Consider the following 25,541-nt stretch of genomic DNA (forward strand, 5'->3'; position numbering starts at 1 on the left):
GGCAGGGGGGCTCAGCCGCCGCCCGTGAGCGGACCCGGGTCGGCGACGATGGCCCGCACCACGCCCACCGCCGCGCCCAGCAGCGGTCCGCGCCGGCCGAGCCGGGAGACCGTCAGCCGCTCCTCGGCCCAGGGCCGTACCGTCACCCGGGCGACGAGTTCGCGCCGCATCGCCGGCAGCAGCCAGGGCGCCAGCCGGGCGTAGCCGCCGCCCAGCACCACCCCGGCCGGGTCCAGCAGGTTGACCGCCCCGGCGGCCGCGATGCCCAGCGCCGAGCCGGCCCCGGCCAGGGCCGCCCGGGCCGGCTCGTCCCCGGCGCCGGCGCGGTCGGCGAGCAGGGTCACCCAGTCGCCGTGCCGGCCGGCCAGCCCGGCCGCACGCAGGACCGCGGCCTCGCCCGCGTACTGCTCCAGACAGCCGTGCGCCCCGCAGGCGCAGCGCGGCCCCTCCGGGTGGACGGGGACGTGGCCGAGTTCGCCCGCGTAGCCGCGCGCGCCGCGCAGCAGCCGGCCGCCGACCACCACGGCCGCGCCGACGCCGGCCTCGGCGGAGACGTACAGGAAGTCCTCGGGGCTCCCGCCGAGCCAGCGTTCGGCCAGCCCGCCGAGGTTGGCCTCGTTGTCCGCCTCGACCGGCAGTTCGGCCAGGCCGTCCCCGGCGAGGCGCAGTGCCGGGCGCAGTTCGGCGGCGAGCGGGATGTCCTGCCAGCCGAGGTTGGCGGCCCGCTGGAGCATCCCGCCGGCGCCGACCAGCCCGGGTACGGCAAGGCTCAGCCCGGCGGGGCACAGGCCGGACTCGGCGACGGCCGAGCGCACCAGCTGGGCGAGGTCGGCCATCACGGCGGCGGGCGGGCGGCCGCGGTTGGCGCTCTCCTGGCGGCGCCAGGCGCGGACCTCCCCGCGCAGGTCGACCACGCAGACGCCGAGGTGCCGGACGCCGATCTCGGCGCCGAGGCCGCCGGGCCCGAGCGGGTTGAGCCCGAGCGCGGTACCGGGGCGGCCGACCTTGCCGCTGGGGGCGGTGGGACCCTCCTCGACGACCAGCCCGGCGGAGATCAGCTGTTCGGCGAGCGAGGAGACCGCGGCCCTGGTCAGCCCACTCTCGGCGGCCACCTCGGCGCGCGAGCGGGGGCCGCGCGCGATGACGCCGAGCACCAGGGCCAGGTTGGACCGGCGCATCCCCTGCTGGCTGGCGGGCCCGGTCCGGACGCCGTCCGGCTCCGCGCTCATATCGGTCACCTCACGTCTTACGGCACATCCCGTGGCATCTCGGGTGCAGCGTAACCGGGTTCCGTCCCGGTGTGCGTCCGCGTGACGGGGCTGGTGAAGACCCAGCGCCGCATCGCCCAGTAGCGGAACAGCATGGCCACGAAGGTGCCGAGGACCATCCCGCTGAGGAAGTCCGCGATCTCCTGCTGGAACGGGCTGACGTACGGCTCGCGCAGGTGGAGGGCGTACCGGGAGAGCGCCAACGGGACGACGTTGACGCCGATCGCCACCGCGCTGACCAGGAAGAACAGCACGGCCTCGGGCCGGCGCCCGTCCGTACGGAAGGCCCAGCGGCGGTTGAGCACGTAGGAGACGGCGGTGGCGGCCACCGTCGCCACCGTCAGCGCCGCCACCGGCTGGTGCTCCAGGACGGTGAACTTGAGTTCCAGGTCGATCGCCGTGGTGAGCGCGAAGCAGCCGCCGCCGACCAGCAGGAACTTCACCAGCCGGCGGTGCCGGACCAGGAACGGCCGCAGCCGCGCCGGCACCCGGGCCAGGACGCGCTGCGTGGGGGACGGCATGTCCGCAGTGTGGCACGCGGACCGGCCGTCCCCCTGTCGATCACCGTCAGGCGGCGGCGACCAGCACCCCGGCCGGCTCCAGGGCCAGCTTGAGCACCTCGCGCACGTCGGCCACCGGGTGGACGGTGAGCCGCTCCAGCACCTCGGCCGGGACGTCGTCCAGGTCGGCCTCGTTGCGCTTGGGGATGATCACCGTGGTGATGCCGGCCCGGTCGGCGGCGAGCAGCTTCTGCTTCACCCCGCCGATCGGCAGCACCCGCCCGGTCAGCGACACCTCGCCCGTCATCGCCACGTCGGTGCGCACCCTGCGGCCGGAGAGCAGCGAGGCCAGCGCCGTGGTCATGGTGATGCCGGCGCTCGGCCCGTCCTTGGGGACGGCCCCGGCCGGGATGTGCAGGTGCACGCCGCGGTCGCGCAGCGAGGTGACGGGCAGCTCCAGTTCGGCGCCGCGCGAGCGCAGGAAGGAGAGCGCGATGTGCGCGGACTCCTTCATCACGTCGCCCAGCTGCCCGGTCAGGGTGAGGCCGGTGCCGCCGGTCTCGGCGTCGGCGAGCGAGGCCTCGATGTAGAGGACGTCGCCGCCGGCTCCGGTGACCGCGAGGCCGGTGGCCACACCGGGAACGGCGGTGCGCCGTTCGGCGGGCTCCTGGGCGGACTCCGGCACGTGGTGCGGTCGGCCGATCAGGGCGCGCAGGTCCTCCGCGCGGACCGCGGCGGGCAGCTCGCGCTCGCCCAGCTCGGCCTGTGCGGCGATCTTGCGCAGCACCCGGGCGATCGAGCGCTCCAGGGTGCGCACGCCCGCCTCGCGGGTGTACTCCCCGGCGAGCCGGCGCAGCGCCTCCTCGTCCACGCTGACCTGGCCGTCGCCGAGGCCGGCCTTCTCCAGCTGGCGCGGGAGCAGGTGGTCGCGGGCGATGACGACCTTCTCGTCCTCGGTGTAGCCGTCGAGCCGGACCAGCTCCATCCGGTCGAGCAGCGGCTCGGGAATGGCCTCCAGCACGTTGGCGGTGGCGAGGAAGACGACGTCGGAGAGGTCGAGCTCGACCTCCAGGTAGTGGTCCCGGAAGGTGTGGTTCTGGGCCGGGTCCAGCACCTCCAGCAGGGCGGCGGCCGGGTCGCCCCGGTAGTCGGAGCCGACCTTGTCGATCTCGTCGAGCAGGACGACCGGGTTCATCGAGCCGGCCTCCTTGATCGCCCGCACCAGGCGGCCGGGCAGCGCGCCGACGTAGGTGCGCCGGTGGCCGCGGATCTCCGCCTCGTCCCGGACGCCGCCGAGCGCGACCCGGACGAACTTGCGGCCCATGGCGCGGGCCACGCTCTCGCCGAGCGAGGTCTTGCCCACGCCGGGCGGGCCGACCAGGGCGAGCACCGCGCCGCCGCGGCGGCCGCCGACCAGACCGAGCCCCTGGTCGGCCCGGCGCTTGCGGACGGCCAGGTACTCGACGATCCGCTCCTTCACGTCGGCGAGGCCGGCGTGGTCGGCGTCGAGCACGGCGCGGGCGCCGGCGATGTCGTACGCGTCCTCGGTGCGCTCGTTCCAGGGCAGCTCCAGGACGGTGTCCAGCCAGGTACGGATCCAGGAGCCCTCGGGCGACTGGTCGGAGGAGCGCTCCAGCTTGTCGACCTCCTTGAGCGCGGCCTCCCGTACCTTCTCCGGGAGGTCGGCGGCCTCGACCCGGGCGCGGTAGTCGCCCTCCTCGTCGGCCGGGTCGCCGTTCAGCTCGGCCAGCTCCTTGCGGACGGCCTCCAGCTGGCGGCGGAGCAGGAACTCCTTCTGCTGCTTGGCCACGCCCTCCTCGACGTCCTTGCGGATGGTGTCGTTGACCTCCTCCTCGGCGAGGTGGTCGCGCAGCAGGGTGAGCGCGTACTCCAGGCGGGCGACCTGGTCGGCCTCCAGCAGCACCTTGAGCTTCTGCTCGGCGGTGGCGAAGGGCGCGTAGCCGATGTTGTCGGCGAGCTCGCCGACGCCCTCGATCTGCGCTACCCGGTCGACGATCTGCCAGGCGCCGCGCTTGCGCAGCCACTGGGTGGACAGCGCCTTGTACTCCTTGACCAGCTCGGCGGCGCGCCCGGCCACCGGCATGCCGACGGAGGACTCCCGGAACGGCGTGGTCTCCACCCAGAGGGCGGCGCCGGGGCCGGTGGTGCCGGCCCCGATCCGGACCCGGCGCACGGCGCGCACCAGGGCCGCAGGGTCCCCGTCCGCGAGCCGGCCGACCTGCTCCACCGTGGCCAGCGTGCCGACCGCCGCGTACGAGCCGTCCACCCGCGGGACCAGCAGGACCTGGGGCTTGCCGGAGCCGGCGGCCGCGGCGCGGGCGGCCTCGACGGCGGCACGCACCTCGGTGTCCTTCAGGTCCAGCGGAACGACCATGCCCGGGAGCACGACCTCGTCGTCGAGGGGCAGCACGGGCAGGGTGAGCGGTGTGGACGTCGATGCCATGATCTCTCCCCAGTCAGTGAACTTGAGTCGACCTGACTAAGGCTTCACGGGTCCCGGATGTTCCCGACACTTTGTTCGCCGCGAGCGAACACCGTGTCGCCGGAACGGCCGGGAGGAGGCGCCGTCAAAAGGACGGGGAAAGGGCGACCAAAGAGGGCCGGGGCGTCAGCGCGCGGTGGACGGGCGGGCGCCGGCCCGCACCGCCGCGGCGGCCGAGGAGGCGGCCGAGGAGGCGGCCGAGCCGACCGCCGGAGCCTGCGCCGACCGGGTGCGCGGCCGCGGCGGGCGCCGCTCGATCCGCCGCAGCCAGCGCGACAGCACCACTCCGGTGAGCACCGCCGCCGGGTGCCCCACGGCCGTGACCACGTCCCGCTCGGTGGCGATCTGCTGGGCGATCATCAGCCCGACGCCGCCCAGCGCCGGCACCCGCCCGCGCCAGGGCAGCAGCCCGGCCACCGCGCCCAGGCAGGCGAGCACGCCGTAGCTGACCCCGATGTCCAGGTGGTCCATCGCCCCGGGGGCCATCCGCCCGGTCTCCACCGCGGCGATCACCACGCCCTGGGAGAGCAGGGTGGCCGCCACGTGCCCGATCGCGAACACCGCCGCGGCCCGGCCGGTGCCGACCCTGCGCTCCAGCGGCGCCAGGGTGAAGGCGAAGGCCCACAGGTAGGGCATCCACACCTCGCCGGCCACCCAGAACCCGCTGAGCACAAGGGCCCGCAGCGGGTGCTGGAGCAGGTTGTGGCCGTCCGAACTGGAGGCCTCCTGCAAACGCTGGACGAGTTCCGGATCGGCGAGCCCGGCGAAGGTCGTGGTGGCCCCCACCGCGGCGAGATATCCGAGGGTGAAGGGAGTGCGCCGGGGTGTCGGCACGCGTTCCAGCAGCCATTCGAAGACGCCGGTGCGCAGGCCGTGCCGGAGCATTCCGTACGGCACCCCCGCGGGCGCGCTCCGGACGGCCTCCCGCCGCAGTCCCGCCATGCCGCCTCCGCTCCACGCCCGCCGACACCGGTGCTCGCAGCTGCCCAACGTACCGGCGGGTGCGCCGGTTTCCGCCCGGCGGGGCGTTGTCGTGACCACGGTACGTCGAGGTTCTGAGAGGTACCTGAGAAAAGCCCGTGAAGACCGTCGACGCGGGGAGCCGCCGGATTCCCGGCATTGGTCCAGACCTTCTTCCCATTAACGCGTCAGTAGGGCCTCTGACCGGCCACTTGGTGTCAACTGGACTGCATACGTACCGTTACGCACAGAAAATTCGCCGGGTAAGGTATCGGCCCGTGCCCACTCAAGCGGTGGGCCCACGGGCGGCCGGACAGCCGGCCCACGGGCCGGAAACGTCCGGTCCACCTGCCGGAAAGCATCCGCTGTCCGTACGCTGCGGAGTGCGTGGGAGAAGTGGACGGGAGACCATCCGTCCGCACCGAATCTCCCGGGCGCGCGACGGGACGGCGGACCCGGCACAGTCCACGACGGAACAAGACTACGAGCGGAGCCCCGCCATCCCCACAGGTGGCCGGCCCGCAGCCCTGGGGGCGGTGGCGTGACCGTGACAGAAATTCAGCAGGACAACCCCAACACCGGTGCCACGGTGAGCAGTCAGCGCAGAGTGCTGGTGGTGGAGGACGAACCCACGATCGCCGAGTCGATCGCGGCCCGACTGGGCGCGGAGGGGTTCAAGGTCGCCGTGGCCCACGACGGCCCCGGCGCGGTGGACGGCTTCCACACCTGGCAGCCGGACCTGGTGGTCCTGGACATCATGCTGCCCGGCTTCGACGGGCTGGAGGTGTGCCGCCGGATCCAGGCCCAGCGCCCGGTGCCGGTACTGATGCTGACCGCCCGCGACGACGAGACGGACCTGCTGGTCGGCCTCGGCGTCGGTGCCGACGACTACATGACCAAACCGTTCTCCATGCGCGAACTGGCCGCCCGGGTCAACGTGCTGCTGCGCCGCGTCGAGCGCGCCCAGCAGGCCGCCCGCACGCCCGCGCTCGGCAGCCTGCGCTTCGGCGAGCTGGAGATCGACCACGTCCAGCGCCGGGTCCGGCTGGCCTCGGGCGACGTCCACCTGACGCCGACCGAGTTCGACCTGCTGGCCTGCCTGGCCGCCCAGCCGCGCGCGGTGCTCACCCGCGAGCAGCTGCTGGCCGAGGTGTGGGACTGGACCGACGCGTCCGGCACCCGCACCGTCGACAGCCACGTGAAGGCGCTGCGCCGGAAGATCGGCGCCAGCTGGATCCGCACCGTCCACGGCGTCGGATACGCACTGGAGGCCCCGCTCTCCTGACGGGGGCTTCGGGCGACGGGCCACCGGGGGGCCCGTGTCCCGGCACCGCCGTGACACCACGCGGGGATCACAGGGACCAATGACCTTTCCACAGCAACGCAACGGGGACGCCGACGGCGCGCGCCCGCAGACGCTGGCCGCACGCGCGGCCAGCCGGGTCTGGGCCGACATCCGTCCGCTCGACCCGGTCCGGTCGATCAAGGGCAAGCTCGCCCTGCTGGTGATCGTCTCCGTGTTCCTGGCCACCGGGATGGTGGTCGTGGCGATCCGGTCCGAGACCCAGATCCGGATCATCATGGTCTTCTCCATGATCGCCTCGCTGCTGTTCATGCAGTTCCTCGCGCACGGGCTGACCGCCCCGCTGCGCGAGATGACGGCCGCCGCCCGCGCGATGGCCTCCGGCGACTACAGCCGCCGGGTCGAGGTGAACTCGCGCGACGAGATCGGCGAGCTGGCCGCCGCCTTCAACGGCATGGCCGCCGACCTCCAGGCCGCCGACCGGCACCGCCGCGAGCTGGTCGCCAACGTCTCGCACGAGCTGCGCACGCCCATCGCCGCGCTGCGCGCCGTGCTGGAGAACGTGGTGGACGGCGTCGTGCAACCCAATCCCGCGACGCTGGGGGCCGCGCTGGAGCAGACCGAGCGGCTCGGCCGCCTGGTCACCCATCTGCTGGACCTCTCCAAGATCGACGACGGCGTGGTCGACCTGGACGCCCGCCCCTTCGAGGTGCGCGAGTTCCTGGACGGCGTGCTGCGCGGGGTCACCGTGGACGGCGCGACGGCCGGCGGGGCGTTCTCCCGGCGCGGCGACGTCCGGCTGGCCCTGGAGGTCAGCCCGGCCGGCCTGACCGCCGTGGCGGACCCGGAACGGCTCCACCAGGTGGTCGCCAACCTGGTCGACAACGCCTGCAAGCACTCCCCGCCCGGCGGCACCGTGACGGTGCGCGCGAGACCGGACGGCGAGGACGGCGGCCTGCTGCTGGAGGTCCAGGACGAGGGTCCGGGCATCCCGCCGGCGGACCGCAGCCGGGTCTTCGAACGGTTCAGCCGCAGCGGCACCGCGACCGCCGCCGGCCCGGGCGCCGACGGCGGCACCGGACTGGGGCTGGCGATCGCCCGCTGGGCGGTGGACCTGCACGGCGGGCGGATCGCCGTCGCCGAGTCGCCGCGCGGCTGCCGGATCGAGGTCCGGCTGCCCGGACAGCCCTGAGCGGCCCAGGACATTTGTCACAGATCCGACACAGACGCACACGAAGATCGTCTGCGGATTACTCTGGGTCTTTGTCCGTTTTCGCCCCGCTTTGGGGGCCGATCGAGCCCGACCGGTTCCCCTCAGATGCGGCTTTCTAACGTACTTTTTCAGCCAATCTGCAGGTCAGGACTGTGATCTGGGCGACGCCTGGGGCCCGGGGACTGCGCGATCACTGGTCAGGGGCGTAGCCTTAATCCCCGCTGTCCAAACATCCCAAAAGGAAGCGGAAGAGGGCGGTTGCCGCCGTGTCGCCACAGTCCCCTGAAACCCCCAACAGCTCGGCAAGTTCCACTGGCTTCGGCCCCAATGAGTGGCTCGTCGATGAGATCTACCAGCAGTACCTCCAGGACCCGAACTCGGTCGACCGAGCCTGGTGGGACTTTTTCGCCGACTACAAGCCCGGTACCGAGGTGACCCCAGTGACCCAGGCCGCGACCCAGGCCGGCCCTACGCCGACCCCTGCCGCTGCCCCCGCGCCCGCCGCTGCTGCTCCGGCCGCACCCGTGCCCGCCGCCCCGGCCTCCACGGCCGCTCCGGCCCCGGCTGCCCCGCTCGCCGCCGCGCCCGCCGCGCCCCCGGCCCCCAAGGCCGCCGCCGCTGCCCCGGCCCCCGCCGCCGCCGCCCCGGCCGGCCCCGAGCTGGTCCAGCTCCGCGGCCCGGCCAAGGCCGTCGCCAGCAACATGGACGCCTCGCTGGAGGTGCCGACCGCGACCTCGGTCCGCGCCGTCCCGGCGAAGCTGTTGATCGACAACCGCATCGTCATCAACAACCACCTGCAGCGCGCCCGCGGCGGCAAGGTCTCCTTCACCCACCTGATCGGTTACGCCCTGGTCCAGGCCATCAAGGCCGCCCCGGGCATGAACCACAGCTACAAGGTGGAGGACGGCAAGGCCTTCCTGGTCAAGCCGGAGCACGTGAACCTCGGCCTGGCCATCGACCTGGTCAAGCCGAACGGCGACCGCCAGCTGGTCGTCGCGGCCATCAAGAAGGCCGAGACCCTCGACTTCTTCGGCTTCTGGCAGGCCTACGAGGACATCGTCCGCCGGGCCCGCGCCAACAAGCTGACCATGGACGACTTCACCGGCGTCACGGTCTCGCTGACCAACCCCGGCGGCATCGGCACCGTGCACTCCGTGCCGCGCCTGATGCAGAACCAGGGCACCATCGTCGGCGTCGGCGCCATGGAGTACCCGGCCGAGTTCCAGGGCTCCGCCCCGGAGACGCTGTCCCGCCTGGGCGTCTCCAAGATCATGACGCTGACCTCGACCTACGACCACCGCGTCATCCAGGGCGCGGCGTCCGGCGAGTTCCTGCGCGAGATCCACCGCCTGCTGCTCGGCGAGAACGGCTTCTACGACGAGATCTTCGAGTCGCTGCGGATCCCGTACGAGCCGGTCCGCTGGGCCACCGACGTCGCCACCACCCACGACGACGAGGTCAACAAGACCGCCCGCGTCATGGAGCTGATCCACTCCTACCGGGTCCGCGGCCACCTCATGGCCGACACCGACCCGCTGGAGTACAAGCAGCGCAAGCACCCCGACCTGGACGTCACCACCCACGGCCTCACCCTGTGGGACCTGGAGCGGGAGTTCGCGGTCGGCGGCTTCGGCGGCCAGAAGATGATGAAGCTCCGCGACATCCTCGGCCTGCTGCGCAACACCTACTGCCGCACCGTCGGCATCGAGTACATGCACATCCAGGACCCGAAGCAGCGCAAGTGGCTGCAGGAGCGCCTGGAGAAGCCGTACGCGAAGCCCGAGCGCGAGGAGCAGCTGCGGATCCTGCGCCGGCTGAACTCGGCCGAGGCCTTCGAGACCTTCCTGCAGACCAAGTACGTCGGCCAGAAGCGCTTCTCGCTGGAGGGCGGCGAGTCGCTGATCGCCCTGCTGGACGGGGTCATCGACTCCGCCGCCGAGCACCGCCTGGACGAGGCCGTCATCGGCATGGCCCACCGCGGCCGCCTGAACGTGCTGGCCAACATCGTCGGCAAGCCGTACGGCAAGATCTTCGGCGAGTTCGAGGGCAACCTCGACCCGAAGTCGATGCACGGCTCCGGCGACGTCAAGTACCACCTGGGCTCCGAGGGCACCTTCACCGGCCTGGACGGGGAGACCATCAAGGTCTCGCTCGCCGCCAACCCCTCCCACCTGGAGACGGTCGACCCGGTCGTCGAGGGCATCGCCCGCGCCAAGCAGGACATCCTGGACCAGGGCGGCACCACCTTCCCGGTGCTGCCGATCCAGATCCACGGCGACGCGGCCTTCGCCGGCCAGGGCGTCGTCGCGGAGACCCTGAACATGTCGCAGCTGCGCGGCTACCGCACCGGCGGCACCGTGCACGTCGTGGTGAACAACCAGGTCGGCTTCACCGCCGCCCCGGCGTCCTCGCGCTCCTCGATGTACTGCACCGACGTGGCCCGCATGATCGAGGCCCCGATCTTCCACGTGAACGGCGACGACCCGGAGGCCGTGGTCCGCGTCGCGCGGCTCGCCTTCGAGTTCCGCCAGGCGTTCCACAAGGACGTCGTGATCGACCTCATCTGCTACCGCCGCCGCGGTCACAACGAGGCCGACAACCCGTCGTTCACCCAGCCGCTGATGTACGACCTGATCGACAAGAAGCGCTCGGTGCGCAAGCTGTACACCGAGGGCCTGATCGGTCGCGGCGACATCACCATGGAAGAGGCGGAGCAGGCGCTCCAGGACTTCCAGGGCCAGCTGGAGAAGGTCTTCGCCGAGGTCCGCGAGGCGGCCCAGGCGCCGGCCGACACCACCACCGGCAAGCCGGTCGCCGACTTCCCGGTCTCCATCCAGACCGGCATCTCCCAGGAGATGGTCAAGCGGATCGCCGCCTCCCAGGTCAACTTCCCGGACTGGCTGACCGTCCACCCGCGCCTGCTGCCGCAGCTGCAGCGCCGCGCCGCCTCGGTCGAGGACAACACCATCGACTGGGCGATGGGCGAGACCCTCGCCATCGGCTCGCTGCTCATGGAGGGCCACCCGGTCCGCCTGGCCGGCCAGGACAGCCGCCGCGGCACCTTCGGCCAGCGGCACGCCGTCCTGATCGACCGCAAGACCGGCGAGGACTACACCCCGCTGCAGTACCTCACCGAGGACCAGGCCCGCTACACCGTCTACGACAGCCTGCTGTCGGAGTACGCGGCCATGGGCTTCGAGTACGGCTACTCGCTGACCCGCCCGAACGCGCTGGTCATGTGGGAGGCGCAGTTCGGCGACTTCGTCAACGGCGCGCAGACCATGGTGGACGAGTACATCGCCTCCGCCGAGCAGAAGTGGGGCCAGCACTCGGGCGTCGTCCTGCTGCTGCCGCACGGCTACGAGGGCCAGGGCCCGGACCACTCGTCCGCCCGCCCGGAGCGCTTCCTCCAGCTGTGCGCGCAGGACAACATGACGGTCGCCATGCCGACCCTGCCGTCGAACTACTTCCACCTGCTGCGCTGGCAGGCGCACAACCCGCACCACAAGCCGCTGATCGTCTTCACCCCGAAGTCGATGCTGCGTCTGAAGGCCGCGGCGAGTGCGACCGAGGAGTTCCTGTCGGGCTCGTTCCGCCCGGTCATCGGTGACACCACCGTCGACCCGGCGCAGGTCCGCAAGGTGGTCATCACCTCCGGCAAGTTCTACTACGACCTGGCGGCGGCCCGGACCGAGCGCGGCATCACCGACACCGCGATCGTCCGCATGGAGCGGCTCTACCCGCTGCCGGTGGCCGAGCTCCAGGAGGAGCTGGCCCGCTACGGCGACAACGTCCAGTTCGTCTGGGCGCAGGAGGAGCCGGCCAACCAGGGTGCCTGGCCGTTCATCGCGATGAACCTGGTCGACCACCTGCAGGTCGTCATCGGCCGCAGCGGCGGCGACGCCCGTCTGCGCCGCGTCGCCCGCGCCGCGGCCTCGTCGCCGGCCGTCGGCTCGGCCAAGCGGCACGCTGCCGAGCAGCAGGCGCTGATCGAGGAGGTCTTCGCGCTCTGACGCGCTCGGACCGACCCGCCCGCGGCCCCCGCCCCCACTGAGGGACGGGGGCCGCGGGCGTTCCCGTTCACGTCAAGGTCGCAGCTCTGCAACCAAACGGGGACCGGCCCGCGCGCCCACCTGACGGATCGGTAGGTTATGCCTCGCCAGTTCGCCGTCCGGCGCAGGTCATCGCGCCCGCGGCCCGGCCGAACGACCTCACCGCTCTCCCAGGGGGATCCACCGCATGACCGACACGCCGCACCCCGGCAAGCTCCCTCCGGTCTTCCAGCCGCTCCTTCCGGACGACCCCCGGGAGGTCGGCGGCTACCGGCTGTTCGCCCGGCTCGGCGCCGGCGGCATGGGGCGCGTCTACCTCTCGTACACGCCGGGCGGACGTCCGGTGGCGCTCAAGGTGGTCCGTCCCGAGTTCGCCGAGGACGGCGAGTTCCGCCGCCGGTTCGCCCAGGAGGTCAGCAACGCCCAGCGGATCCACGGGCTGTACACCGCCCAGGTCATCGACTCCGGCGGCCTGGACTCGGACGCCCCCTGGCTGGTCACCGCGTACGTGCCCGGCCCGTCCCTGCAGCAGGTGGTGCGGCAGCACGGCGCGCTGCCGGTGCGCACCGTGCTGCTCCTGATGGGCGGGATCGCCGAGGCGCTGCAGGCGATCCACAGCGTCGAGGTGGTCCACCGCGACCTCAAGCCCGCCAACGTGCTGGTCGCCGGGGACGGGCCCCGGGTGATCGACTTCGGCATCGCCCGGGCCGCCGACGCCACCGCGCTGACCGGCACCGGCTACCGGATCGGCTCCCCCGCCTTCATGGCCCCCGAGCAGGCGCAGGGCCGCCCGGTCACCCCGGCCACCGACGTCTTCGCGCTGGGCGCCCTGGCCGCCTACGTGGCCGGCGGCACCCCGCCGTTCGGCGACGGGCCGGACACCGCGGTGCTCTACCGGGTGGTGCACGAGGAGCCGGACCTGACGGCCGTCCCGGCGGACCTGCGGGAGCTGGTCCAGCGCTGCCTGGCGAAGTCGCCGGAGGACCGCCCCGAGCCGGCCGAGATCATCCGGGTCGCCCGCAACCACCCCGAGGTCGGCGGCCAGCTGCGGTTCGGCGAGGACTGGCTGCCGCGGCAGGTCAACACCGAGATCACCCGGCGCTCCGACCTGCCCAGGACGCCCCCGGCTCCGCTGCCGGCCGCCCCCGCGACCCCGCCGGCCGCCCTCACGACCCCGCCGACCCACCCGGCCCCGGCGACCCCGGCGGCTCCCCCGCAGCCGGCCGGCGCGCCGACCCACCCGGTCACCGCCGCGGTCCAGCCGCCGCAGCGGCCCGCCACGCCCCCGTCCGGCTTCGCCCCTCCGCCGCTCGGCGCGTACGGCGCCCCGCAGCCGCCCACCGAGACGCCGACCGCACCGGTGCTCCCCGCCCCGCCGACCGTCCCGCTCCGGGCGGAGCCGCCGTCCTTCGACACCCCGCCGCCCGGGCCGGTGGTCACCGCCGCCGCCCCGGCAGCCCGGCCGGAGCCCGGACGCAGGGGCGGCGTCTCCTGGAAGGTGCTGGTGACCGTCGCCCTGGTGATGGCGGTCGGCGGCACCGCGGGCGGCGTGGTGCTGATGAAGAAGCTGGACGACGGCGGGAAGGCCAGGAGCAACAGCACCAGCGCGGCCCCGCAGGGCGGCGGCAGCGCGAACCCGGCCGCCGCCCCGGACGCCGCCTCCCCCGCCCCGACCACCTCCGCCTCCGGCATGCCGGTGTCCGCGGCGCCCTCGAAGTCCGGGTCCGGCACCGTCTCGGCCCCGGCCCGGCCGGTCGGCTACACCCCGCTGCTGGACAAGAAGGCGCTCTCGATCCCGGCCGCCGACTTCTCCTCGGAGGCCTACCGGATCGACCTGAACGCCGGCACCGTGGTGCCCCACAGCGGCTCCGACCTGAAGTGGGGCCTGGGCGTCACCAACACCGGCAGCGGCAGCAAGGCCAACTCCTTCGAGAGCGCGGGGGACGAGAAGTCGGACTTCGCCGTGATCACCGAGTCGACGGTCACGGCCGAGCAGTGCGCCGCCGCGATCGACTCCCGGCCGGACACCGACCTGACGTACAACCGGGTCGCGCCCGGGCGCCTGCTCTGCATCCGCGACCGGGAAAGCCGCAACATCGCGATCGCCGCGGTCACCGCCGCCGACCCGACCACGGGTGCCGCCTCGATGACCGTCAGCACCTGGCGGGCCGGCTGACCGGCCGGTCTATCCTGGCCAGGTCAATCCCCATCCGACCGGAGCGAACCGTGTACTTCACCGACCGAGGCATCGAGGAGCTGGAGAGCCGGCGCGGCGAGGAGGAGGTCACCTTCGAGTGGCTGGCCGAGCGCCTGCGCGAGTTCGTCGACCTCAACCCGGACTTCGAGATCCCGGTCGAGCGGCTGGCCACCTGGCTGGCCCGGCTCGACGACGAGGACGACGACGAGTGACGTCCTGACCCGGTGGCGACCGCCGGACCGAGGGCCCGGGAGGCGACCGCCTCCCGGGCCCTTCGCGTGTCCCGTAGGGGACGGCTCCGGGTCGGCTCCGGGGCCGCCCGGGGGCGGAACCGCTTGCTTTTCCCGGCACGCGATATATCGTCTTCAGAAGAGAACGCGATACATCGCGATCCGCGACGGGAGGCGGCAGGGATGAACCAGTGGACGATCGAGGGGCCGGGCAGGACCACCTTCGAGGACGCGGTCAGCGCACTGCACGTGCGCGTCATCGACGGCAGCGTGAACGTGGTCGCGGCCGAGGGCCCGGCCCGCCTGGAGGTCACCGGCCTCAAGGGCGACGCGCTGCACGTGACGCTGGTCGACGGCGTGCTGACCGTCACCTACAAGGACATCAACAGCTGGGGCGAGTTCGGCGACTGGATCAAGTCGGTCGGCTCGGTCCGCAACTTCTTCGACTCCTTCCGGCGCAAGCGCTCCGTCGACGTCACCCTGACCGTCCCGGCCGGCACCGACGTCAAGGTCGGCACCGTGTCGGCGCACTCCACCGTGACCGGCATCGCCGGGCACGTCTCGGTGCAGGGCGCCAGCGGCGACACCACCCTGGCCGAGGTCACCGGGCGGATCGACGCCAGCACCGTCACCGGCGACGTCGACGCCCAGGCGGTCGGCGGCCAGCTCAAGGTCAACACCGTCTCCGGCCGGCTCACCGTGATCGCCGGCACCGCCGACCGGATCCAGGCCAACACCGTCACCGGCGCCGTCACCCTGGACCTCGACGTGGCCGGCGAGACCGACGTCAAGGTCAACACCGTCAGCGGCCCGGTCGTGGTCCGGATCCCCTCGCTGGCCGACGCCACCGTCGAGGCCGGCTCCACCAGCGGCGACGTCTCCAGCACCTTCGACGAGCTCAAGATGAGCAGCACCTGGGGCGCCAAGAAGATCTCCGGGCAGCTCGGCGAGGGCCGCGGCAGCCTCAACGTCACCACCGTCTCCGGCGCGGTGACGGTGCTGCGCCGCCCCGACTCCGAGGACGACGCCCCGGTGGTGGTCAAGGAGCTCCCGGCCTCCCCCGCCGATGACCGGCCCGCCGGCCCCGACCTCACCAAGGAGGCCTGAGATGACCCCCGTGTTCGGCCACGGCCGGCTCCGGCTCTACCTGCTGAAACTGCTGGACGAGGCCCCGCGGCACGGCTACGAGGTGATCCGCCTGCTGGAGGAGCGCTTCCAGGGCCTGTACGCGCCCTCCGCCGGCACCGTCTACCCGCGGCTGGCCAAGCTGGAGCAGGAGGGCCTGGTCAGCCACAGCACCGAGGGCGGCCGCAAGGTCTACCGGCTGACCGACGCCGGGCGGGCCGAACTCGAAGCCCGCCGGGTCGAGTTGGACGAGCTGGAGCTGGAGATCCACGACTCCGTGGCACAGCTCGCCGGGGCGATCCGGGAGGACGTCCGGGACAGCGCCAAGGATCTCCGCGAGGAGCTGTGGCAGGCCGCCAAGCAGGCCCCCCGGCCCGGGCACGACGCCGGGGCCGGAACCGGCGGCGACCCGTGGGCCGGCCCCTGGGGCGACAACGAGTCCTGGCAGCGCGCCAAGGAGGAGTTCGCCCAGTTCAAGCGGCAGGCCAAGGAGCAGGCCAAGCGCGCCCGGGAGCAGGAGCGGGCCGCCAAGGCCAAGGCGAAGGCCGCCGAGGAGGAGGCCCGCCGACTGCGCGAGCAGGCCAAGGCCTCCCGCACCGCCGCCCAGCAGGAGGCCCTGCGGATCAAGCGCCGGGTCGAGCAGCAGGTGCGCGAGCACGCCGCGAAGGGCGACTGGCCGACCGGGCTGGCCGAGGGCCTGTCCGAGCTGACCAAGGGCCTGGCCGGACTGGCCGACGCCGCCCGCTGGGGCCACTCGTCGGCGGACGAGCAGGCCGAACCGGGCGAGCGGGTCACCGCGACCCGGATCGACCTGGACAAGGACCTGGACAAGGACCAGGACGCGACGGCCGCCCCCGCCGACCTGCCGCCGTGGGCGCGCACCGACCCGGACGCGGACCCGTCCCGCGAGCTGGAGCGGCTGCTCGACCGCTTCCGCGACCAGGTCCGCGACGCGGCGCGGGACGGCGGGGTGAACGCCGACAAGCTGGCCCGGGCCCGATCGGTGCTGGGCGCGGCCGGCGAGCGGCTGAAGCGGCTGCTCGGCTGACCGGAGCCGCGGTGAAGGCCCGGTGTCCTCGTACGGGGACACCGGGCCTTCACGCGTCAGGGCCCTCCCGCGTCAGCGCCCTCGCGGATCGGCGCCCTCGCGGATCGGCGCCTTCGCACCTCAGGGGTTGAGCACGACCTTGCCGAAGACCTCGCCCTTGGCGAGCCGGGCGAAGCCGTCCCGGGCCTCGGACAGCGGCAGCACCGAGTCGATCACCGGGCGGACCCCGGTGTTGGCGCACAGCGCCAGCAGCCCGGCCAGCTCCTCCTTGGTGCCCATGGTCGAGCCGACCACCTTGAGCTCCAGGAAGAAGATCCGGTTCAGCTCGGCGGCCTTGGGGCTGGGCCCGGAGGTGGCACCGGAGATGACGAGGGTGCCGCCCGGACGCAGCGACTTCACCGAGTGCGACCAGGTCGCGGCGCCGACCGTCTCCATCACCGCGTCCACCCGGGAGGGCAGCCGGGCGCCGCTCTCGAAGGCCGCGTCCGCGCCGAGCTCGACCGCCCGGCGGCGCTTGGCCTCGTCCCGGCCGGTGACCCAGACCCGCAGGCCGGCCGCCTTGCCGAGGACGATCAGCGCGGTCGACACCCCGCCGCCGGCGCCCTGCACCAGGACGGTGTCACCCGGCCGGACACCGGCGTTGGTGAACAGCATCCGGTACGCCGTCAGCCAGGCCGTGGGCAGGCAGGCGGCCTCCTCGAAGCTCAGCTCGGCGGGCTTGGGCAGCAGGTTCCAGGTCGGCACGGCCACCTGCTGGGCGAAGGTGCCCTGGTAGCGCTCGGTCAGGATGGACCGGGGCTCGTCCGGGCCCACCCCGTGGCCGGTCTGGCCGATCACCGAGTGGATGACGACCTCGTTGCCGTCCTCGTCGACACCGGCGGCGTCGCATCCGAGGATCATCGGCAGCTTCTCGGCGGGCAGGCCGACGCCGCGCAGCGACCACAGGTCGTGGTGGTTGAGGCTGGCGGCCCTGACGGTCACCACGCTCCAGCCGGGGCGGGCCTGCGGCTCGGGGAGTTCGCCCAACTCCAGGCCGCTGAGCGGGTCGTCGGCGTCGATACGGGCGGCATAGGCAGCAAACATGTCCCGGACACTAGCCGGGACGGCCGAGGCCGGGAACCACGCGTCCGTGTGACGCGCGTCCCGGCCTCGGGCTGGTCGGTCCCCCGCCCGGGGACTCCCCGGGGTACGTCGGACCGTCAGATCCGCGCCACGCCCTCGGCGCGGGCGGCGTCGGCCACGGCCTTGGTGACCGCCGGGGCGACCCGCTCGTCGAACGGCGAGGGGATGACCTTCTGCGGCGTCAGCTCGTCGGCCACCACGCCGGCCAGCGCCTTGGCGGCGGCCAGCTTCATGCCCTCGGTGATCCGGGAGGCCCGCACCTGCAGCGCGCCGGCGAAGATGCCCGGGAAGGCCAGCACGTTGTTGATCTGGTTCGGGAAGTCGCTGCGCCCGGTGGCGACGACCGCCGCGTACTTGTGGGCCACCTCGGGGTGGATCTCCGGGGTGGGGTTGGCCATCGCGAAGATGAACGCGCCCTCGGCCATGGTCGCCACGACCTCCTCCGGCACGGTGCCGCCGGAGACGCCGATGAACACATCGGCGCCGGCCAGGGCGTCGGCCAGCGAGCCCTTGAGCGCCGAACGGTTGGTCTGCTCGGCGATCTCGGCCTTGACGTCGGTCAGGTCCTCGCGGCCCTGGTGGACCACGCCCTTGCGGTCGCAGACGGCCACGTCGCCGATGCCCGCGGCCACCAGCATCTTGGCGATGGCGATGCCGGCTGCGCCGGCGCCGGAGATGACGGCCCGCAGCGAGCCGATCTCCCGGCCGGTCACCCTGGCGGCGTTCCACAGCGCGGCGGTGGTGACGATCGCGGTGCCGTGCTGGTCGTCGTGGAAGACCGGGATGTCCAGGGCCTCCTGGAGCCGGCGCTCGATCTCGAAGCAGCGCGGGGCGGAGATGTCCTCCAGGTTGACGCCGCCGAAGGACGGAGCGAGCCGGACCACCGTCTCGACGATCTCGTCCACGCCGGTGCAGGCCAGAGCGATCGGCACCGCGTCCACGCCGCCGAACTGCTTGAACAGGATGGCCTTGCCCTCCATCACCGGGAGCGAGGCCTCCGGGCCGATGTCACCGAGGCCGAGCACCGCGGTGCCGTCGGTGACCACCGCGACGGTGTTGGACTTCCAGGTGTAGTCGTTGACCAGCTCCGGCTGCTCGGCGATGGCCGTGCAGACCCGGGCGACACCGGGGGTGTAGGCGAGGGACAGGTCGTCCGCGTCGCGCACCGGCACGGTCGCCCGGATCTCCATCTTGCCGCCGCGGTGGAGCGCGAAAACGGCGTCGACCGGATCGTCGGTGTCCTGGGTGCTGCTGATGATCTCCGCTGCCACGATGACCTCTTCGTCATTGTTCTGGCGAGGTGCGCGGCCGACGGGCAGAGCGGCCCCGTCCGGAAACCGGAAACCGGGTACGCCGAAGCGGACCCGGGGTCGGGGTGGGGCGCTGCCGTCGGGTGGCGCCCTCGGATGAGGGTTTTTATGGGGTCTTGTATTGATCCGCGTTGTGCTACCGGGCCGAGCGTAGGTCGGACGGAGGCATCGCACCTATGCCTTTTCGTCCTCGTCACGTGCCGTTCATCGCCGTGCTGTCGCCTCGAACTGGGATCCGGCGTCGGAAGCGCCGGGCCCCGGCGGCGGCAACGGCGTGGCGGCACGCGCACCCGCAGGAGTGAACGCAGACCCGTTGGGGAGTCGGCACCCCGGATACGGAGCCACGTGATGACTTCCGGTCCCGGGCACCCGAGCCTGTCGGGGCTCGTGGGTCTGGTTCGAGCGTTCGGGGATCACCCGGTACCGAATTCTGACACACCCGCTGCCGGGCCGGGCAGGGTGGGATGGCAAGATCGCGTGTCCGCCATTCCGCGTACCGAGCGCGACACCGCGGCGACCGCGGTCCGCCCTCCCCAGGAGCAGCCCTCATGCCTCACCTCCTCCAAGTCCGCCGTCCGGCCTTCGCCGGAGCCGCCCTGGCCGTCGCCGGAGCCCTGCTGCTCACCGGGTGCGACAGCGGCGGCGGGCAGGCCGCCGCGAGCGACCCGGTCAAGGACATCCGCGCCAAGCTGCCCAAGGCGCAGCGCTCGGCCGGGGTGCTGCGCATCGGCATGGACGCCAGCCTCGCGCCGGTGGAGTTCCGCGATCAGGACGGCAAGCTGGCCGGCCTCGACCCGGAGCTCGCCGCGGCCCTCGGCCGGATCCTCGACGTGCGGATCGAATTCGTGGACACCCCCTTCAACAAGCTGCTGCCGAACCTGCAGGGCAAGCAGTTCGACGTGGCGATGTCCGCGATCGACGACGTCCGCCAGCGCCGCGAGGGCCTGGACGAGAACGGCAATCGGGTCGACCCGGGCGTGGACTTCGTGGACTACTTCATCGCCGGCTCCTCGATCGTCGTCCCGAAGGGCAACCCCAAGGGGATCAAGACCCTCGACGACCTGTGCGGCAAGACCATCTCCCTCCAGCAGGGCACCAACCAGGACGACATCGCCACCCGGCAGGTGACCGTCTGCGCCCATACCGGTCGCCAGCTGACCGTGCACAGGTTCGACACCAACGCCAAGGCGCTGGCCGAGGTCGCCTCCGGCACCGCCGCGGCCGGCGTGTACGACTTCCCGGTGGCCGCCTACGCGGCGAAGACCACCGACGGCGGCGGCCGCTTCGAGGTGACCAACACCCAGTCCACCTCCAACCCGTACGGGATCGCGGTGCGCAAGTCGGACACCGAGCTGCGGGACACCCTCTCCAAGGCGGTGGACCAGCTGATCCGCAGCGGCGAGTACGACAAGATCCTCGCCAAGTGGAACGTGAGCGCCGGCGCGGCGCAGAACGCGGTGGTCAACGGAGGCATCTGAGCCCGCGCCGACGGGCCGCCCCGCCGGGTCGGCGACCCGGCGGGGCTTCCGGGCAGAGTACAGGCGGATCTGCATACTTATACGCAGGGTGACAGGGGCACGCGATCTGTCCGAATAGCGGACAGCATGAGGCCTTGTTATCCGATTTTGATCTGGATGAGGGCCATCTGACCGTCCTCAGATGGCAGGATTCCCCCCATCTCGGATCGAGCCGGCCACCGGTCGAGGCGGGTCAGGTCGACGTCCACCTCGGCGGAGGGTGGCGGAAGCAGTACCGGCACCACCCTGGGCGGCCCCCATGCGCCCAGGCCCTGCACCACCAGGCAACGCCCGTACGACGACGTACAGCGACAACCCACCCGTACGGCTCCGTACGGCCAGCTGCCCCGGTGCGCCGCTCCCGCGGCGCGCTCCGCCCGATTTCTCTCCCCAGGAGGAGATCCCCCTCATGACCGCCCGTACCCAGCGCACCCGCCTCCTCGCGGCAGGCGTGGCCGCCGTGTCCGTCTCCCTCGTGCTGACCGGCTGCGGCAGCAGCAAGTCGTCGTCCGGCTCCTCGGCCGGTGTCAACGCGAGCGCGTCGGTCCCCGCCGTGACCGCCGACCCGGCGCTGGCCGCGCTCGTCCCCGCCGACGTCAAGTCCGCCGGCAAGATCGTCGTCGCCACCGACGCCTCCTACGCGCCCAACGAGTTCAAGGACGACAAGGGCGCCATCGTCGGCATGGACGTGGACCTGGCCAACGCGATCGCCAAGAAGCTGGGCCTGACCGCGGACGTCCAGAACGCGACCTTCGACGCGATCATCCCGGGCATCACGGGGAACAAGTACGCGATGAGCATGAGCTCCTTCACCGACACCAAGGAGCGCGAGGCGTCGGTCGACATGGTCACGTACTTCAGCGCCGGCACGGGTGCCGCGGTCAAGAAGGGCAACCCCGACAAGATCGACCCCACCGACCTCTGCGGCAAGAAGGTCGCCGTCCAGACCGGCACCACCCAGGCCAAGGACATCACCGACACGATCAACCCCGCCTGCACCAAGGCCGGCAAGCCGACCGTCCCGAACGACGGCGACAAGTTCGACCTGCAGACGGACGTCACCCAGGCGCTGGTCTCCGGCCGCGACCAGGTCATGCTGGCCGACTCCCCGGTCGTCGACTACGCGCTCAAGCAGACCAACGGCCAGCTGGAGAAGATCGGCTCGGTGACCGACACCGCCCCCTACGGCGTCGTCCTGCCGAAGGACTCGCCGCTCTCCAAGGCCGTCCAGGGCGCCATCCAGTCCCTGATGGCGGACGGCACCTACAAGAGCATCCTGGAGAAGTGGGGCGTGCAGGCGGGCGCGATCGACAAGTCCGTCATCAACGGCGCCACCAGCTGATCCCGCTGTCTGAACACAACCCCTGAGGCCACACAGTGAATTCTTCCGACCAGGGGTCGGTGCACCCGGGACGGCCCGAAACCCTCAAGGCCGTCCCGGTCCGCCACCCCGGACGCTGGGTGGGGGCAGCAGCCGTCGCGGTCCTCGCGGCGATGCTGATCCACGCCCTCACCACGAATCCCCAGTTCCAGTGGGACGTCGTCGGCACGTACCTCTTCGATTCCACGATCCTGCACGGCCTCGGCGTCACGCTCGAACTGACCTTCCTCTCCATGCTGATCGGCGTCGCGGGCGGCATCACGCTCGCGATCATGCGCCTGTCGCCCAACCCGGTGCTCTCCAGCACGGCCTGGTTCTACATCTGGGTCTTCCGCGGCACCCCGGTCCTGGTCCAGCTGCTGTTCTGGAACTTCCTGGGCACCCTGTGGGCCAACATCTCGATCGGCATCCCGTTCGGCCCGGCCTTCTGGTCCGAGCCGACGAACCAGGCGATCCCGCTGTTCGTCGCCGCCCTGCTGGGCCTCGGCCTCAACGAGGCCGCGTACATGGCGGAGATCGTCCGCGGCGGCATCCAGTCCGTGCCGCTCGGCCAGACCGAGGCCGCGCACGCCCTGGGCATGAGCCAGTTCAACACCATGCGGCGGATCATCCTGCCGCAGGCGATGCGGGTGATCATCCCGCCGACCGGCAACGAGACCATCTCGATGCTGAAGACCACCTCGCTGGTCTCGGCGATCTCCCTGGAGGAGCTGCTCCGGGCCGGCCAGAACATCTACTCCCGCACGTTCCAGACCATCCCGCTGCTGCTCGTCGTCAGCATCTGGTACCTGCTGATGACCTCGATCCTCACCGTGGTCCAGTACTACATCGAGCGCCACTACGCCCGCGGCGCCAACCGGGTGCTCCCGCCCACGCCGCTGCAGCGACTGCGCCGCCTGTTCGCCGGCAGGCCCGTCCCGCCGGCCAAGGACGACGTGGTGCCCGGCCTCGAAGGAGGTGGCCACGTATGACCGATCTGACGAAGCCGCAGGCGGTGGACGCCGCGGCGGTCCCGATGGTCGAGGCCCAGGGCGTGCGCAAGTCCTACGGCCTGGTGGAGGTGCTCAAGGGCATCGACCTGGAGGTCAGGAAGGGCGAGGTGTTCGTCCTGGTCGGCCCCTCCGGGTCCGGCAAGTCGACCTTCCTGCGGTGCATCAACCACCTGGAGAAGATCAACGGCGGCTTCCTCTCGGTCGACGGCGAACTCGTCGGCTACCGGATGAAGGGCGGCCGGCTGCACGAGCTGAAGGACCGCGAGGTCGCCCAGAAGCGCCGGGACATCGGCATGGTGTTCCAGCACTTCAACCTGTTCCCCCACATGACCGCCCTGGAGAACGTCATAGAGGCGCCGGTCCAGGTCAAGGGCGAGAACAAGGCCGAGGCCCGGGAGCGCGGGATGGCCCTGCTGGAGCGGGTCGGCCTCGCCGACAAGGCGGGGAACTACCCCTCGCAGCTCTCCGGCGGCCAGCAGCAGCGCGTGGCGATCGCCCGCGCGCTGGCCATGAAGCCCAAGCTGATGCTGTTCGACGAGCCGACCTCGGCGCTCGACCCCGAGCTGGTCGGCGAGGTGCTGGACGTCATGCGCGGCCTGGCCGAGGAGGGGATGACGATGATCGTCGTCACCCACGAGATGGGCTTCGCCCGCGAGGTCGGCGACGCGCTGGTGTTCATGGACGGCGGTGTGGTGGTCGAGTCCGGCAACCCCCGCGAGGTGCTCACCAACCCCCAGCACGAGCGCACCAGGGCCTTCCTCTCCAAGGTGCTCTGAGCCCGTACGGTCGGCGCCCGGCAGGCGACTTCCTGCCGGGCGCCGCCGTTTTCCGCAGCCGGGTAATAGGCTTGAAGCAGTCAGCCCGTTACCGCTAACCCCCCTGGAAGGACCGCCGTGGAGCTCGCCTCGTACGCCGATCTCGCCGTTCGGCTGGTGAACACCGAGGAACCCGAGCGCGGCACCGACTCGCTGACCTCGGTGGACGCGGTGCGCGCCCTGTTCTCCGACTCCGCCCGGGCCGCCGCGCTGGCCGACGAGTCCGACGTGCCCCGGCTGCGGGCGGTGCGGACCAGGCTGCGCGGGGTCTTCGAGGCCGCCGCCGAGGGCGACGAGGTCCGGGCCGTCGACCTGCTGAACAGCCTGCTGATGGAGTACCCCGTCAGCCCGCTGGTCTCCGGGCACGACTACCTGGACGACGCCGGCCGGCCGCGCTGGCACCTGCACCTGGCCGACAACTCGCCCACCGCCACCGCGCACTTCAGCGCCGTCGCCTGCATGGGCCTGGCCGTCCACCTCACCGAGCTGGGCGCCGACCGGCTCGGCATCTGCCAGGCCGCGCCGTGCCGCAATGCCTACCTGGACACCTCGACCAACCGCTCCCGCCGCTACTGCTCCGACCGCTGCGCCACCCGCGCCAACGTCGCCGCGTACCGGGCCCGCAAGCGGCAGGAGGCCGAGGCCGCCCTGCACCCGGGGAACTGAGAGGTCAGACCTCTTCGACCCACACGCCGAGGCGGCGGGCCAGGCCCGGCAGCCGGAACAGCCGGGGGCCGAGCAGCAGCCGCTCCAGCCTCCGGCCCGGCGCCAGCCAGGCCGGGCTCGGGCGCAGCCGCAGCAGCACCCGGCCGAGCACCAGCTCGTCCGGGACCGGACCGTAGCTGCGGCTGTCGCTGTCCACCGGGCGGTTGTCGGACAGCAGCCACCAGCCCTTCGGGCGGCGCTCGACGGCCCGCTTCACCACCAGCAGGTCCTGCTGGAAGGGGTGCCGGAACAGCACCACCGCACCGGGCCGGATCGGCGCTCCGTAGCGGACCAGCAGCTGGTCGCCCTCGCGCAGGGTCGGCACCATCGACGGGCCCGCCACGTCGACCAGCCCGAACGGCACCACGCCGCCGCCCGCGCCGCCCTGCGGTTCCGTGCTCCGCGCCACGACTCCTCCTCCCGACCGCCCGGCCCCAGTCTGCCGTACGGACCGCCGTCCGTTCGATGTCCGGATTACCCCGGTTACGGGTCCGCCTTTTGCCCTAGGCCCACCGCCCGGCCGCGAAACCCGGAGGCCGGAAGGGTAGTCTCGGGCGCGGGAAGACGATCTAAGGAAGGACTCCCATGTTCTCTCGTCTGTTTGCACCGCGTGCCACCGCCCACGCCCACTGCGACCTGCCGTGCGGTGTGTACGACCCGGCGCAGGCCAAGCTGGAGGCCGAGTCGGTCAAGGCCACCCAGGAGAAGTACCAGGCCAACGAGGACCCGCACTTCCGCGCCCGCGCCATCATCATCAAGGAGCAGCGCGCCGAGGCCGTCAAGCACCACATCTCGGTGCTGTGGAGCGACTACTTCAAGGCCCCGCACTTCGAGAAGTACCCGCAGCTGCACAAGCTGATCAACGACACCCTGAAGGCCGCCTCGGCCGCCAAGGCGTCCACCGACCCGGCCACCGGCCAGGCGCTGCTGGACCTGATCGCCGAGGTCGACAAGATCTTCTGGGAGACCAAGCAGGCCTGAGCCTGACGCGTCGCCAGCCGACCGCCCCCGTCCGCTCCGTCGGACGGGGGCGGTCGTGCGTTCACGTGCGATCCCACCCCCGGTAAGGACTGCTCGGCGTGAGTGACTGTTATGCTGCCAGGGCGTCCGAGGGGGAAGTCCGGTGCGAATCCGGCGCTGACCCGCAACGGTGAGCACGGCCCGGAGCCCCCGGGTCGCGCCAGCCCGATCGCCCCCGGCCGCTGAACTCCCGACAACTCGCCGTGGACTGCGAGGGGAAGGCGCCCGGGCACGCCCCCGGCCGGCGCCCGCCCCGGCACACCCGCGGCCCGAGGCAAGG

20 protein-coding genes and 1 riboswitch are annotated in these 25,541 nt (G+C 72.4%); of the genes, 13 read left to right on the top strand and 7 right to left on the bottom strand.

Going from position 1 to position 25,541, the window contains the following annotated elements; all coding sequences use genetic code 11:
• Positions 1–11: 11 nt before the first annotated feature.
• The 4 genes from ACZ6Z8_RS08725 to ACZ6Z8_RS08740 all read right to left on the bottom strand — a co-directional run bounded on the left by ACZ6Z8_RS08725 (position 12) and on the right by ACZ6Z8_RS08740 (position 5,213).
• Complete coding sequence (locus ACZ6Z8_RS08725) at positions 12–1,229, bottom strand: ROK family transcriptional regulator (RefSeq protein WP_465607629.1); 1,218 nt, start codon at positions 1,227–1,229, stop codon at positions 12–14.
• Between the two features lie 17 nt (positions 1,230–1,246).
• Positions 1,247–1,789 carry a GtrA family protein gene (locus ACZ6Z8_RS08730; protein WP_465607630.1) on the bottom strand — a complete coding sequence of 181 codons (543 nt, stop codon included), beginning with the start codon at positions 1,787–1,789 and terminating at the stop codon, positions 1,247–1,249.
• Positions 1,790–1,835: 46 nt separating this feature from the next.
• Positions 1,836–4,232, bottom strand: coding sequence for an endopeptidase La (lon, locus tag ACZ6Z8_RS08735; protein ID WP_465607632.1), 2,397 nt, complete (start codon positions 4,230–4,232; stop codon positions 1,836–1,838).
• A gap of 165 nt (positions 4,233–4,397) precedes the next feature.
• Positions 4,398–5,213: a rhomboid-like protein gene (locus ACZ6Z8_RS08740; RefSeq protein WP_465607634.1), complete on the bottom strand. Its 816-nt coding sequence runs from the start codon at positions 5,211–5,213 to the stop codon at positions 4,398–4,400.
• A 565-nt stretch (positions 5,214–5,778) separates the two neighbouring features.
• Here ACZ6Z8_RS08740 and ACZ6Z8_RS08745 point away from each other — a divergent pair.
• The 7 genes from ACZ6Z8_RS08745 to ACZ6Z8_RS08775 all read left to right on the top strand — a co-directional run bounded on the left by ACZ6Z8_RS08745 (position 5,779) and on the right by ACZ6Z8_RS08775 (position 16,399).
• Positions 5,779–6,516: a response regulator transcription factor gene (locus tag ACZ6Z8_RS08745; RefSeq protein WP_465607636.1), complete on the top strand. Its 738-nt coding sequence runs from the start codon at positions 5,779–5,781 to the stop codon at positions 6,514–6,516.
• A 79-nt stretch (positions 6,517–6,595) separates the two neighbouring features.
• Positions 6,596–7,726 carry a sensor histidine kinase gene (locus tag ACZ6Z8_RS08750; protein WP_465607638.1) on the top strand — a complete coding sequence of 377 codons (1,131 nt, stop codon included), beginning with the start codon at positions 6,596–6,598 and terminating at the stop codon, positions 7,724–7,726.
• Positions 7,727–8,013: 287 nt separating this feature from the next.
• Complete coding sequence (locus ACZ6Z8_RS08755) at positions 8,014–11,760, top strand: multifunctional oxoglutarate decarboxylase/oxoglutarate dehydrogenase thiamine pyrophosphate-binding subunit/dihydrolipoyllysine-residue succinyltransferase subunit (protein ID WP_465607640.1); 3,747 nt, start codon at positions 8,014–8,016, stop codon at positions 11,758–11,760.
• A gap of 226 nt (positions 11,761–11,986) precedes the next feature.
• Complete coding sequence (locus tag ACZ6Z8_RS08760) at positions 11,987–13,975, top strand: serine/threonine-protein kinase (protein WP_465607642.1); 1,989 nt, start codon at positions 11,987–11,989, stop codon at positions 13,973–13,975.
• A 50-nt stretch (positions 13,976–14,025) separates the two neighbouring features.
• Positions 14,026–14,208 carry a DUF6104 family protein gene (locus tag ACZ6Z8_RS08765; protein WP_350504423.1) on the top strand — a complete coding sequence of 61 codons (183 nt, stop codon included), beginning with the start codon at positions 14,026–14,028 and terminating at the stop codon, positions 14,206–14,208.
• Between the two features lie 201 nt (positions 14,209–14,409).
• Positions 14,410–15,333, top strand: a complete 924-nt coding sequence (locus tag ACZ6Z8_RS08770) for a DUF4097 family beta strand repeat-containing protein (RefSeq protein ID WP_465607644.1) — start codon at positions 14,410–14,412, stop codon at positions 15,331–15,333.
• Position 15,334: 1 nt separating this feature from the next.
• Positions 15,335–16,399 (top strand): PadR family transcriptional regulator, encoded by a 1,065-nt coding sequence (locus ACZ6Z8_RS08775; protein WP_465607646.1) that lies wholly within the window; start codon positions 15,335–15,337, stop codon positions 16,397–16,399.
• 120 nt (positions 16,400–16,519) lie between these two features.
• Here ACZ6Z8_RS08775 and ACZ6Z8_RS08780 read toward each other — a convergent pair whose 3' ends face one another.
• Together ACZ6Z8_RS08780 and ACZ6Z8_RS08785 are read right to left on the bottom strand one after the other, a co-directional pair.
• Positions 16,520–17,482 (bottom strand): zinc-binding dehydrogenase, encoded by a 963-nt coding sequence (locus ACZ6Z8_RS08780; RefSeq protein ID WP_465607648.1) that lies wholly within the window; start codon positions 17,480–17,482, stop codon positions 16,520–16,522.
• Positions 17,483–17,598: 116 nt separating this feature from the next.
• Complete coding sequence (locus ACZ6Z8_RS08785) at positions 17,599–18,792, bottom strand: NAD(P)-dependent malic enzyme (protein WP_465607649.1); 1,194 nt, start codon at positions 18,790–18,792, stop codon at positions 17,599–17,601.
• 587 nt (positions 18,793–19,379) lie between these two features.
• Between ACZ6Z8_RS08785 and ACZ6Z8_RS08790 the strand changes: the two genes are divergently transcribed.
• The 5 genes from ACZ6Z8_RS08790 (at position 19,380) to ACZ6Z8_RS08810 (ending at position 24,202) form a co-directional block, all read left to right on the top strand.
• Positions 19,380–20,309 (top strand): ABC transporter substrate-binding protein, encoded by a 930-nt coding sequence (locus ACZ6Z8_RS08790; protein ID WP_465607651.1) that lies wholly within the window; start codon positions 19,380–19,382, stop codon positions 20,307–20,309.
• Positions 20,310–20,757: 448 nt separating this feature from the next.
• Positions 20,758–21,690 carry an ABC transporter substrate-binding protein gene (locus ACZ6Z8_RS08795; RefSeq protein ID WP_465607653.1) on the top strand — a complete coding sequence of 311 codons (933 nt, stop codon included), beginning with the start codon at positions 20,758–20,760 and terminating at the stop codon, positions 21,688–21,690.
• A 35-nt stretch (positions 21,691–21,725) separates the two neighbouring features.
• Entirely contained in the window at positions 21,726–22,700 is a 975-nt protein-coding gene (locus ACZ6Z8_RS08800; protein ID WP_465607655.1) for an amino acid ABC transporter permease, read from the top strand.
• The gene (locus tag ACZ6Z8_RS08805) at positions 22,697–23,497 is read left to right on the top strand and encodes an amino acid ABC transporter ATP-binding protein (RefSeq protein ID WP_465607657.1); all 801 of its coding nucleotides are present in this window, start codon (positions 22,697–22,699) and stop codon (positions 23,495–23,497) included. The genes ACZ6Z8_RS08800 and ACZ6Z8_RS08805 overlap by 4 nt, the downstream gene beginning before the upstream one ends.
• 117 nt (positions 23,498–23,614) lie before the next feature.
• A complete protein-coding gene (locus ACZ6Z8_RS08810) occupies positions 23,615–24,202 on the top strand; it encodes a CGNR zinc finger domain-containing protein (protein WP_402818700.1) in 588 nt (195 codons plus the stop codon).
• Between the two features lie 4 nt (positions 24,203–24,206).
• Here ACZ6Z8_RS08810 and sodX read toward each other — a convergent pair whose 3' ends face one another.
• On the bottom strand, positions 24,207–24,569 hold the full coding sequence (sodX, locus tag ACZ6Z8_RS08815) for a nickel-type superoxide dismutase maturation protease (protein ID WP_465608409.1): 363 nt from the start codon (positions 24,567–24,569) through the stop codon (positions 24,207–24,209).
• A 257-nt stretch (positions 24,570–24,826) separates the two neighbouring features.
• On the opposite strand from sodX, the gene sodN reads away from it, so the two are divergent.
• On the top strand, positions 24,827–25,222 hold the full coding sequence (gene sodN, locus ACZ6Z8_RS08820) for a superoxide dismutase, Ni (protein ID WP_030057980.1): 396 nt from the start codon (positions 24,827–24,829) through the stop codon (positions 25,220–25,222).
• Between the two features lie 81 nt (positions 25,223–25,303).
• A riboswitch (cobalamin riboswitch) is annotated at positions 25,304–25,431 on the top strand.
• Positions 25,432–25,541 lie beyond the last annotated feature (110 nt).

The organism is Kitasatospora sp. NPDC101108 (assembly GCF_055584725.1).

What these genes read in the sequence shown, in the direction of transcription:
- ACZ6Z8_RS08775 (WP_465607646.1), top strand. Translation starts at nt 15,335, where the DNA reads ATGACCCCCGTGTTCGGCCACGGCCGGCTCCGGCTCTACCTGCTGAAA.
- ACZ6Z8_RS08725 (WP_465607629.1), bottom strand. Translation starts at nt 1,229, where the DNA reads ATGAGCGCGGAGCCGGACGGCGTCCGGACCGGGCCCGCCAGCCAGCAG.
- ACZ6Z8_RS08760 (WP_465607642.1), top strand. Translation starts at nt 11,987, where the DNA reads ATGACCGACACGCCGCACCCCGGCAAGCTCCCTCCGGTCTTCCAGCCG.
- ACZ6Z8_RS08780 (WP_465607648.1), bottom strand. Translation starts at nt 17,482, where the DNA reads ATGTTTGCTGCCTATGCCGCCCGTATCGACGCCGACGACCCGCTCAGC.
- ACZ6Z8_RS08740 (WP_465607634.1), bottom strand. Translation starts at nt 5,213, where the DNA reads ATGGCGGGACTGCGGCGGGAGGCCGTCCGGAGCGCGCCCGCGGGGGTG.
- lon (WP_465607632.1), bottom strand. Translation starts at nt 4,232, where the DNA reads ATGGCATCGACGTCCACACCGCTCACCCTGCCCGTGCTGCCCCTCGAC.
- sodN (WP_030057980.1), top strand. Translation starts at nt 24,827, where the DNA reads ATGTTCTCTCGTCTGTTTGCACCGCGTGCCACCGCCCACGCCCACTGC.
- ACZ6Z8_RS08790 (WP_465607651.1), top strand. Translation starts at nt 19,380, where the DNA reads ATGCCTCACCTCCTCCAAGTCCGCCGTCCGGCCTTCGCCGGAGCCGCC.
- ACZ6Z8_RS08750 (WP_465607638.1), top strand. Translation starts at nt 6,596, where the DNA reads ATGACCTTTCCACAGCAACGCAACGGGGACGCCGACGGCGCGCGCCCG.
- ACZ6Z8_RS08805 (WP_465607657.1), top strand. Translation starts at nt 22,697, where the DNA reads ATGACCGATCTGACGAAGCCGCAGGCGGTGGACGCCGCGGCGGTCCCG.
- ACZ6Z8_RS08795 (WP_465607653.1), top strand. Translation starts at nt 20,758, where the DNA reads ATGACCGCCCGTACCCAGCGCACCCGCCTCCTCGCGGCAGGCGTGGCC.
- ACZ6Z8_RS08770 (WP_465607644.1), top strand. Translation starts at nt 14,410, where the DNA reads ATGAACCAGTGGACGATCGAGGGGCCGGGCAGGACCACCTTCGAGGAC.
- ACZ6Z8_RS08730 (WP_465607630.1), bottom strand. Translation starts at nt 1,789, where the DNA reads ATGCCGTCCCCCACGCAGCGCGTCCTGGCCCGGGTGCCGGCGCGGCTG.
- sodX (WP_465608409.1), bottom strand. Translation starts at nt 24,569, where the DNA reads ATGGTGCCGACCCTGCGCGAGGGCGACCAGCTGCTGGTCCGCTACGGA.